The following is an 11,459-nucleotide window of genomic DNA, read 5'->3' on the forward strand; positions in this document are numbered from 1 at the left end:
TACCGCAACAGGATAAATATGAAACAGGAATTTACAATCACCGTTTACACTGAAAACCAGATTGGTTTATTGAACCGCATTGCTATTATTTTTTCCAGGCGAAAAATAAATATTGATAGTATGAATACATCGCCATCTGAAATTGAAAATATTCACCGCTTCACTATTTTGATAGACGAAACAGAAGAAGTAGTAAGAAAAGTGTGTCGCCAGATTGAAAAACAAGTGGAAGTTTTAAAGGTTTATTTCAATACCAATGATGAAGTGGTATGGCAGGAAATGGCATTGTACAAAGTATCAACAGATGAAGTAGCAGAAAAAGTAAAAGTGGAAAGGTTATTAAGGGAATGTGGTGCAAGGGTAGTAGCTATTCGCAAAGATTTTACGGTGTTTGAAACAACGGGCCATAGAGAGGAAACCGACCGGTTAATAAAAGAACTAGAACCTTTTGGTTTGATAGAATTTGTTCGTAGCGCAAGAATTGCCATCATTAAGGAAAGCCATGGCTTTCATGAAAAACTGAAAGAATTTGAGCAAAAAGAACCTGGTGAAGAAGTTATAGAAAATGAATTTTTAAACCAACAGCAGGAAGTGTTTAGTATGTAGCCTGATTGGCCCAATAAAATGGGAACCTCTTTAAAGCAAATTACTGTATTAAGTGAAAACTTGATATTTACCCAAATAAAAAATAAACCTCAATTCATAACAAATCTCATTGCTGACTGGCAGGAGAAAAAACAAACTATCAATGGCTAATTATTTTAACACATTATCGCTTAGAGAAAAATTGAATCAATTAGGTGTATGTGAGTTTATGGACAAAAGTGAATTTGCAGATGGTGTAAATGAACTGAAAGGAAAAAAAATAGTGATAGTGGGTTGTGGAGCACAGGGTTTAAACCAGGGTTTAAACATGCGGGATAGCGGGCTTGATATTTCATACACATTAAGGCAGGAAGCCATTGATGCAAAAAGGCAATCCTGGAAAAGTGCCACTGAAAATGGGTTTTCCGTAGGCACTTACGAAGCATTGATTCCAACAGCTGACCTGGTAATAAATTTAACACCGGATAAACAACATACTGCAGTAGTAACAGCCATTATGCCATTGATGAAAAAAGGGGCTGTTTTATCTTATTCTCACGGTTTTAATATTGTAGAAGAAGGTATGCAGATACGCAAAGATATTACCGTGATAATGGTAGCCCCCAAATGTCCGGGTACAGAAGTCAGGGAAGAATATAAAAGAGGTTTTGGTGTTCCCACACTAATTGCGGTACATCCTGAAAATAATCCTGAAGAAAAAGGCTGGGCTTATGCAAAAGCCTACGCGGTTGCAACAGGCGGAAACAAGGCAGGAGTTTTAAAATCATCCTTTGTTGCCGAGGTTAAAAGCGACCTGATGGGCGAACAAACTATTCTTTGTGGTTTACTGCAAACAGGTTCTATCCTCAGTTTTGATAAAATGATAGAAAAAGGAGTTGATAAAGCCTATGCCGCTAAATTAATTCAATATGGCTGGGAGGTAGTTACCGAAGCGTTGAAACAAGGCGGTATTACCGCAATGATGGATAGGTTGTCAAACCCTGCAAAAATTAAGGCGTTTGAAATTTCGGAACAAATGAAAGATATTATGCGTCCGCTGTTCCAGAAACACCAGGATGATATTATGAGCGGGGAATTTTCTAAAACAATGATGGAAGACTGGGCCAATGGCGATAAGAATTTGTTGACCTGGAGAGCTGCTACCGGGGAAACTGCTTTTGAAAAAACAGCACCCACCGTTTATAAAATTACCGAGCAGGAATATTTTGATAACGGATTATTACTGGTGGCATTTGTTAGGGCTGGTGTTGAACTGGCATTTGAAACAATGGTTGAATCAGGAATTAAAGAAGAATCTGCTTACTATGAATCATTGCATGAAACGCCACTGATAGCCAATACAATTGCACGTAAAAAATTATTCGAAATGAACCGGGTAATTTCTGATACTGCTGAATACGGTTGTTATTTATTTGATCATGCATGCAAACCATTGCTGGCAGATTTTATGAAAACGGTTGATACCAATCTTATCGGTAAAAATTTTAACGATGGTGTTGAGGCAGGTGTCGATAATAAAGTGATCATTGCTGTAAATGAAATCATCCGCTACCATCCGATTGAATCAGTTGGTGCAGAATTAAGACAAGCTATGACGGAGATGAAGACGATTAATACGGTGGCTTAAACCTCCATTCCTTAAAAAAAGTAATTGAAGGGAATCCTTTATTTTAAAGAAGAAAATTTAATAAAAGTTATAGAATTAATGCAGACAGTGTTAAAAGATAATAGTCTTACAAATTCGCTTGGGTCCAAACACAATGGGACGCAGGCGGATTTTGCACCCACCCTAAATAACTACCGGGAAAAGGTAGCTCCTTTTTTATCGGGTGGGTCTGCAGGCAAATTGGATATCCCTGTTGCTGCAGAAAGGTTGAAAAGTATTATTACCAGAACACCACTATCTTTTAATGCAAACCTTTCTAAAAAATATGCATGTAATATTTTTTTAAAAAGAGAAGATTTGCAGGTGGTGCGTTCTTATAAATTACGGGGTGCTTATAATATGATGAGTAGTTTGCCGCCGCAGCAATTACAAAAAGGGGTAGTTTGTGCCAGTGCCGGAAACCATGCACAAGGCTTTGCATACAGTTGCAAAAAACTACAGGTAAAAGGAATGGTATTTATGCCGGTGGTAACGCCCAATCAAAAAATCAGTCAAACAAAAATGTTTGGGGAAGATTGCATTGAGGTTAAACTGGTGGGTGATACCTTTGATGATTGTGCCGTTGCTGCAAAAAAATATACGCTTAAAAATGAGATGACTTTTATTCCTCCATTTGATGACTATAAAATTATTGAAGGCCAGGGTACAGTGGGATTGGAAATACTCGAAGACCAGCCACAGATAGATTATTTATTTTTGCCGGTAGGTGGCGGCGGCTTAAGTGCCGGGGTTGGAAGCTATTTTAAAACCAATTCGGCACAAACCATTTTAATTGGCGTTGAACCTGAAGGAGCTCCGGCAATGTATGAATCTTTTAAAGCCGGCAAACCTGTAATACTGGATAGTATTGATCGTTTTGTGGACGGAGCTGCTGTAAAAACACCCGGTGATATTACCTTTGCAATGTGTAAAGAGGTATTGCGTGAAATTCATTTGGTGCCGGAAGGAAAAGTTTGCACCACTATTTTAAAATTGTATGGAGAAGATGCTATTGTTGCAGAACCTGCCGGTGTGCTGTCTATTGCCGCTCTGGATGATTATGCAGACCAGATAAAAGGTAAAAATGTAGTATGTGTGTTGAGCGGCGGAAATAATGATATTGACCGTATGCAGGAAATAAAAGAACGTTCACTGCAATACGAAGGATTAAAACATTATTTTCTGATCAGGTTTGCACAAAGGCCGGGTGCACTAAAGGAATTCGTAAATTTTGTGTTGGGCGAAAATGATGATATCACCCGCTTTGAATATATGCAAAAACACAATAAAGAAACAGGTCCCGCCCTGGTAGGCATTGAATTAAAATCTAAAGATGATTACCAGGTGCTGTTACAAAATTTGAATAAATATCAGATCAACTTTACAGAACTTAAAAAGGACGATAACCTGTACGGGTACCTGGTATAACTGATAAACGATGCTGCTGCCAAAATGAATTCATTGTTAAATGAGTTGCTATTTTTTAAAAATAAATTTCGATAGATGAATAACACTGGAACTACTAAAACGTCTCCTATTAACGCAAAACCTATTTCCGCTACAGCCAACGGAAGCGGAGGCTTATACGATCCACGGTTTGAACATGATGCATGTGGTATTGGATTTGTCGCCAATATCAAAGGCAACAAAAGTCACCAGCACATTTCTGATGCATTAACCATTTTGGAAAATATGGAACATCGCGGAGCTTGTGGTTGCGAAACCAATACAGGTGACGGCGCAGGTATTTTTATCCAGATACCACATGAATTCTTCTTTGATGAATGTGTAAAATTAGGTGTGCATTTACCTGCATTTGGGAAGTATGGCGTAGGAGTAATATTTTTTCCTAAAGAAATTAAATTAAGGGAAGAGTGCAGGGATATTTTTAACAGGGCAGCAGAAAAACTGGGCCTTGAAATATTAACCTATCGAAGTGTTCCTGTAAACACAACAGGTATCGGCCCTACAGCATTATCTGTAGAACCAGTAATGGAGCATGTTTTTATAGCATGTCCGGATCATATCACCAATGCACTGGATTTTGAAAGAAAATTATTTGTACTGCGTAATTACACCAGTCATACCATTACTAATACCGTAAGGCAGGATGCAATTGGTTTTTACATTGCTTCTCTTTCTTATAAAACAATCGTGTATAAAGGTCAGCTTACCAGCCGCCAGGTACGCAATTATTTTCCCGACTTAAATAATAAAAGAGTGGTATCGGCTTTTGGCCTGGTACACTCCCGCTTTGCAACCAATACTTTTCCTTCCTGGAAGTTAGCTCAGCCTTTCCGTTACATTGCACACAATGGCGAGATCAACACATTGCAGGGAAATCTTAACTGGTTAAAGGCAAGTGAAACAGGTTTTGTATCTCCCTATTTTAGTAAAGAAGAAATGGAAATGTTGCTGCCGGTAATTACCAGTATGCAATCCGATTCGGCCTGTCTTGATAATATGATTGAGTTGCTTACACTTACCGGAAGATCCCTGCCTCAAGTGATGATGATGCTGATACCCGAAGCATGGGATGGCGATGACAGGATGGACCCGGTTAGAAAAGCATTTTACGAATACCATGCTTCCATGATGGAACCTTGGGATGGCCCGGCTTCTATCTCTTTTACAGATGGAAAAATTATTGGAGCTACGCTTGATAGAAATGGTTTACGTCCTTCAAGGTATTGTGTTACAACCGATGACAGGGTTATCATGGCATCAGAAACAGGTGCATTGCCTGTTGATCCTTCCATCATAAAAGAAAACGGAAGATTGCAGCCTGGTAAAATGTTTGTGGTAGATATGGAACAGGGCCGCATCATCAGCGATGAAGAATTGAAAAGAGGCATCTGCTCGCAGAAACCGTATGGCGAGTGGTTGAATAAATATAAAATCAGGTTAGAAGAATTGCCCGAACCACGGGTTATGTTTACGCACCTGGAAAGCGACCAGGTTTTTAAATACCAGAAAGCATTTGGTTATACAACAGAAGATCTGGACACTATCATAGCTCCAATGGCACTCGATGGCAAAGAGCCGATTGGCTCAATGGGTACCGACGTTCCCCTGGCAGTTCTAAGCGATCAGCCGCAGCATCTAAGCTCTTACTTTAAACAATTATTTGCGCAGGTTACCAATCCGCCAATCGATCCAATACGGGAAAGACTGGTAATGTCGTTGGCAACATTTGTAGGCAATAATGGTAATTTATTAAATGAAGATCCTTTGGCATGCCATACCGTAGCATTGCAACATCCTGTACTATCCAATTTTGAGCTGGAAAAAATAAGAAGTATTGATACCGGTGTTTTTCAGGCTAAAACTTTGCAAATGTATTATCGTGCAGATGGTAAGCCGGATAGTATGCAAAAAGCATTGGCAAGAATTTGCCGCTATGCGGTAGATGCAGCCGAAGATGGTTTTGAAGTATTGATATTAACAGACCGTTCGATAGATTCCGATCATGCGCCTATCCCTTCTTTACTGGCAACTGCCGCGGTGCATCATCATCTTATCCGCAAAGGTTTAAGAGGAAGCGTAGGTTTGGTAGTAGAAGCGGGAGATGTTTGGGAGGTACATCACTTTGCCTGCCTGTTGGGTTTTGGTGCTACAGCCATCAATCCATACCTGGCCTTATCCAGTATCAGGGATATGAAATTGAATGGTAAACTGGTAACCGATCTGGATGCAGATTATTTAAAAAAGAATTACACCAAAGCGGTGAATGATGGCTTGTTGAAAGTGTTTTCTAAAATGGGTATTTCCACCCTGCAATCTTACCAGGGCGCACAGATATTTGAAATCATTGGTTTAAACAGATCCGTTGTAGATAAATATTTCACGGGTGCTATTTCCCGCATTGAGGGCATGGGGCTGGATGAAATTGCTAAAGAGAATCTGGCTAAACATGCGTTTGCATTTAGCAAAAAAGAAATACCGGTAGATCGTTTACCAGTAGGTGGATTGTACCAGTGGAAACGCAAAGGTGAATTTCATTTATTCAATCCGCAAACCATCCACCTGTTGCAATACTCAACAAGGATGAATGATTATCCAACATTTAAAAAATATTCGAAACTGGTGAACGACCAGGGAGAGAAGGCCTGTACCCTGCGCAGTTTGTTTCAGTTCAATTACCATCGTGCACCGGTTTCAATTGATGAAGTAGAACCGGCAGAAGGTATCTGGAAACGCTTCGCTACAGGCGCCATGAGCTTTGGATCTATTTCTCATGAGGCACATAGTACACTTGCGATTGCCATGAACCGTCTGGGAGGTAAAAGCAATACGGGTGAAGGAGGAGAAGATGAAATGCGTTTTGAACCGTTACCCAACGGCGACTCCATGCGAAGTGCCATCAAGCAGGTAGCGTCTGCAAGGTTTGGCGTAACCAGTTATTATTTAACTCAGGCAGATGAACTGCAAATAAAAATGGCGCAAGGTGCCAAGCCAGGTGAAGGTGGACAATTGCCCGGCCATAAAGTAGACGACTGGATTGGACGGGTACGCCATGCAACACCAGGGGTTGGATTAATTTCACCGCCGCCACACCATGATATCTATTCTATTGAAGATTTAGCACAATTGATATTTGATTTAAAGAATGCCAATAGAACTGCCCGTATCAATGTAAAACTGGTATCAAAAGCCGGTGTAGGTACTATTGCCGCAGGCGTTGCCAAAGCAAAAGCTGATGTGGTATTAATAGCGGGTAACGACGGCGGTACCGGTGCTTCACCGATTAGTTCTATCAAACATGCAGGTCTGCCATGGGAACTGGGATTGGCAGAAGCTCACCAGACACTGGTAAAAAATAAATTAAGAAGCCGTGTTGTTTTACAAACTGACGGACAATTAAAAACTGGCCGTGACATTGCCATCGCAACTTTACTGGGTGCGGAAGAGTGGGGCGTTGCTACTGCAGCATTGGTTACCGAAGGATGCATTATGATGCGGAAATGTCATTTAAATACCTGCCCTGTTGGAGTTGCTACACAAGACCCGCAATTGCGTGACCGCTTTACTGGTGATGCCGATCATGTTGTTAACCTGTTTAAATTTTTAACAGAAGAATTGAGGGAAATTATGGCGCAGCTTGGGTTTAAAACCATCAATGAAATGGTAGGCCAGGTAGATTGTCTGGAAACAAGACCCGATATTACACATTGGAAATACAGCAAGCTGGACCTGTCGCCTGTTTTGTATAAAGAGCCTGCATCTATCTATACAGGTTTGTATAATAAAGAAAGTCAGGATCATGAATTGGAAAATGTACTTGACTGGAAATTACTGGAAGCTGCAAAACCTGCATTGGATCAACAGCAAAAAGTAACCGCTTCTTTTAATATAAAAAATATCGACAGAACAACAGGAACAATTTTATCCAACGAGATATCAAAAAAATATAAGGCTGCAGGTTTACCCGATGATACAATACACTTTAAATTTACCGGTACTGCCGGACAAAGTTTTGGAGCCTTTAATACCAAAGGTGTTACCATGGAACTGGAAGGCGATGCGAATGATTATTTTGGTAAAGGATTAAGTGGAGCGAAACTAATTGTGTATCCATCTTCCAAAGCAAACTTTGTTCCTGAAGATAATATCATTATTGGTAATGTTGCTTTTTACGGCGCAACCTCCGGCGAGGCATATATCCGCGGTAAGGCAGGCGAACGGTTTGCTGTCAGAAATTCAGGCGCAACAGCAGTTGTAGAAGGTGTAGGCGATCATGGATGCGAATATATGACCGGCGGAAAGGTAGTAGTTTTAGGAAATACAGGCAGAAATTTTGCAGCAGGTATGAGTGGTGGTATTGCGTATGTGTATGATGTAAAAGGCAATTTTGATCTTAACTGCAATCATGAAATGGTTGATCTTGATCCGGTAAGTGAGACAGATAAAGTTGAATTATATCAGTTAATCAGCAAGCATTTTAATTATACAAAAAGTACGGTAGCAAGGTTTGTAATGGATGATTTTGATAACCAGTTGAAAAATTTTGTAAAAGTATTTCCAAAGGATTATAAAAAAGTTTTGGCAAAAATTACAACGGCAGCCATAGAGGGGAAAATTAAATAAAGATAAAAGGGAGAAAGAAATTAATTAATCGAAAAACAAATTAATACAATGGGCAAACCAACGGGTTTTTTAGAATTTACAAGAGAGCTTCCTGCCAAGCGCCCCGCTCAGGAACGTGTACACGATTATAAGGAATTTATTGAAAGGTTTCCCGACGAAAAGTTGAACCAGCAATCAGGCAGGTGTATGAATTGCGGTGTACCTTTTTGCCACAGCGGTTGCCCGCTTGGAAATGTGATACCAGAGTTCAATGATGCAGTGTACCGCAAAAGCTGGAAAGAAGCATACGATATTCTTTCGTCCACCAATAATTTCCCCGAGTTTACCGGACGAATTTGTCCGGCACCCTGCGAAACCTCCTGCGTGTTAGGTATCAATCAGCCAGCAATAACGATTGAAGAAATTGAAAAGCATATCATTGAAATAGCATTTGATAAAGGCTTTGTAAAGCCACATAAACAAATTTACCGTTCCGGTAAAAAGGTGGCAGTTGTAGGAAGTGGCCCGGCAGGATTGGCTGCGGCAGCTCAACTAAACCTTGCCGGTCATGCGGTTACTGTTTTTGAAAGAGATGATGCACCCGGTGGTTTATTAAGGTATGGCATTCCCGATTTTAAATTGGAAAAATGGGTAATTGACAGAAGGGTAAAACTGATGGAAGAAGAAGGTATTGTTTTTAAGTGCAATGCTCATGTAGGTGTAAATATTAGTATTAGTGATTTACTGAGAGAATACCAGGCCATCGTTTTATCCGGAGGCTCTACAGTACCAAGGGATTTACCAATTCCAGGAAGACAGTTAAAGGGAGTGCATTTTGCGATGGAATTTTTGAAACAACAAAATAACAGAGTCGCAAAAAAAACAGTTACAGAAAAAGATATTTTAGCTACAGGAAAAAATGTAATCGTTATTGGTGGTGGCGATACAGGAAGTGATTGCGTAGGTACCAGCAACCGGCACGGTGCAGTATCAATAACTCAGTTTGAATTATTACCTAAACCTCCGGATGCAAGAAATAATGTAATGCCATGGCCAACCTACCCGATGTTATTAAAAACCACTTCTTCTCATGAAGAAGGTTGCGAAAGGCATTGGGCAGTTGCTACTAAAGAATTTATCGGTGACCAGGATGGAAATTTAAAAGCCTTAATATTAGTTGATCTTGAATGGAAAGTAGTGGACCAACGACCTGCACAATTTGTGGAAATTAAAGGAAGCGAAAGAAAAGTTCCCTGCGAACTGGCTTTGCTTGCCATGGGTTTTGTGCATCCCCAACACGAGGGATTGATTAAGGAACTGGAACTGGAACTGGATGAAAGAGGAAATGTAAGGGCATCTGAAAAAAATTATCAGTCAAATATTGGTAAGATATTTACTGCCGGCGATATGCGCCGCGGACAGTCGCTGGTAGTTTGGGCTATTAAAGAAGGTAGAGATTGTGCAGAAAAAGTAGATGAATTTTTAGTTGGAAATTCCTTATTGGAAACTGCAGATGGAAATATGATTGCCCGTTACCTGGTATAATAAATTTTAATTTAATTTTTTCAGGCCCTTTGTTAATTCAAAGGGCCTGTTTTGTTTAGGTTTTTGATATTAGTTTTGTAATAATCTAGCAGTTATGGATAGATATTTATAATATATATAATTAATGTATTTAGATTCTGGAATTTATCTTAGATTATTGATAAAATGTTAAGAATTTAGTTCATTTTTTAGGGATTTAATTAGGAATTTGACTTAACATTGTATAAATAACTAAATATATAACTATGTTTAATATTAAAACCTAAAAAGTTATGAAGAAAGTCGGAATTAAAGAAGTGTTACCCTTCTTTGCACTTACAGCAGTTGCCATTGGTAGTTTATTTTTTCCAACAGCAGAAGTTTACGCTGATACATCGAAGTATGTAACTGGTGATATTACCTGGGTATTGATAGCAACCGCGTTGGTATTTTTAATGACGCCTGGCCTGGCATTTTTTTATGGCGGCATGGTTAACCGGAAAAACGTGTTAAGCACCATGATCAAAAGTTTTGTTGCTGCTGGTATCGTTACCGTATTATGGCTTACAGTTGGTTATGGAATGTCTTTTGGAACCAGTATAAACGGTATTATCGGAAATCCGATGTCCCATTTGTTTTATAAAAATGTGGTTTCCAGCGCTCCATGGGTTGGAGCCCCCACTATTCCGTTAACGCTGTTTTCAATATTTCAGTTGATGTTTGCTATTATTACCCCAGCATTGGTGGTGGGTGCAGTAGCTGAGCGGGTTAAATTTACTTCTTACGCTTTATTTATAGTGCTGTTTTGTTTATTTATATATTTTCCTGTTTGTCACTGGGCCTGGCATCCAAAAGGTTTTTTATTTAAAATGGGGGTGCTGGATTTTGCCGGTGGTACGGTGGTACACATTACTGCAGGGTGTGCGGCCCTCGCCGGTGCGTTGGTTTTAAAAAGAAGAAAATCACATATAGAAAATATTGAAAATCATCCTGCTAACGTACCCTATGTGCTGATAGGAACCGGTTTGCTTTGGTTTGGATGGTTTGGTTTTAATGCTGGCTCTGCCCTGGCAGCCAATACGCTGGCGGTATCAGCTTTTGCCACAACAAATATTGCAGCCGCTACTGCAGGTTTATCGTGGATGTTTTTTGACGTACTTAGGGGAAAAAAACCTTCCGTGCAGGGATTTTGTATTGGCGCAGTAGTTGGTTTAGTAGCTATCACGCCGGGTGCTGGTTATGTAGGCATTGCACATAGTGCATTTATTGGCTTTATTGCCGCAATCATTTCAAATCTGGCTGTTTCTTTACGTACAAGATCTAAAGTAGATGATACTTTAGACGTTTTTCCATGTCATGGAGTGGGAGGTATTGTTGGGATGTTATTAACGGGCGTATTTGCATCTCATGCAGTGAACAGCGGAGTTGGTTTGGATGCAACTGCCAATCATCAGGGCTTATTTTTTGGCGGCGACTTATTTTTTACCCAGTTTAAGGGAATGATCATCGTTGCCAGTTATAGTTTTGTGGTAGGGTGGCTTATTTTTAAATTCATCAATTTTATTAATCCGTTACGGGTTTCTGAAGATGAAGAAACTGCCGGGTTGGATGAGTCACA

Annotated in this window: 6 protein-coding genes; all 6 read left to right on the plus strand. The window is 39.9% G+C overall.

Annotated elements, in window-relative coordinates; genetic code table 11:
• The first annotated feature begins 18 nt into the window (after positions 1-18).
• On the plus strand, positions 19-606 hold the full coding sequence (ilvN, locus tag H7254_RS05185) for an acetolactate synthase small subunit (protein WP_301931970.1): 588 nt from the start codon (positions 19-21) through the stop codon (positions 604-606).
• A 142-nt stretch (positions 607-748) separates the two neighbouring features.
• Complete coding sequence (ilvC, locus tag H7254_RS05190; protein WP_301931971.1) at positions 749-2,233, plus strand: ketol-acid reductoisomerase; 1,485 nt, start codon at positions 749-751, stop codon at positions 2,231-2,233.
• Positions 2,234-2,257: 24 nt separating this feature from the next.
• A complete protein-coding gene (gene ilvA / locus H7254_RS05195; protein WP_301931972.1) occupies positions 2,258-3,679 on the plus strand; it encodes a threonine ammonia-lyase in 1,422 nt (473 codons plus the stop codon).
• 75 nt (positions 3,680-3,754) lie between these two features.
• Positions 3,755-8,338: a glutamate synthase large subunit gene (gene gltB, locus H7254_RS05200; protein WP_301931973.1), complete on the plus strand. Its 4,584-nt coding sequence runs from the start codon at positions 3,755-3,757 to the stop codon at positions 8,336-8,338.
• Positions 8,339-8,386: 48 nt separating this feature from the next.
• Positions 8,387-9,862 (plus strand): glutamate synthase subunit beta, encoded by a 1,476-nt coding sequence (locus H7254_RS05205; protein ID WP_301920845.1) that lies wholly within the window; start codon positions 8,387-8,389, stop codon positions 9,860-9,862.
• Positions 9,863-10,134: 272 nt separating this feature from the next.
• Positions 10,135-11,459 (plus strand): ammonium transporter (locus H7254_RS05210; protein WP_301931974.1); only part of this gene is annotated, 1,325 nt, incomplete at its 3' end.

The organism is Ferruginibacter sp., from assembly GCF_014377975.1.
Classification (GTDB): Bacteria; Bacteroidota; Bacteroidia; order Chitinophagales; family Chitinophagaceae; genus Ferruginibacter.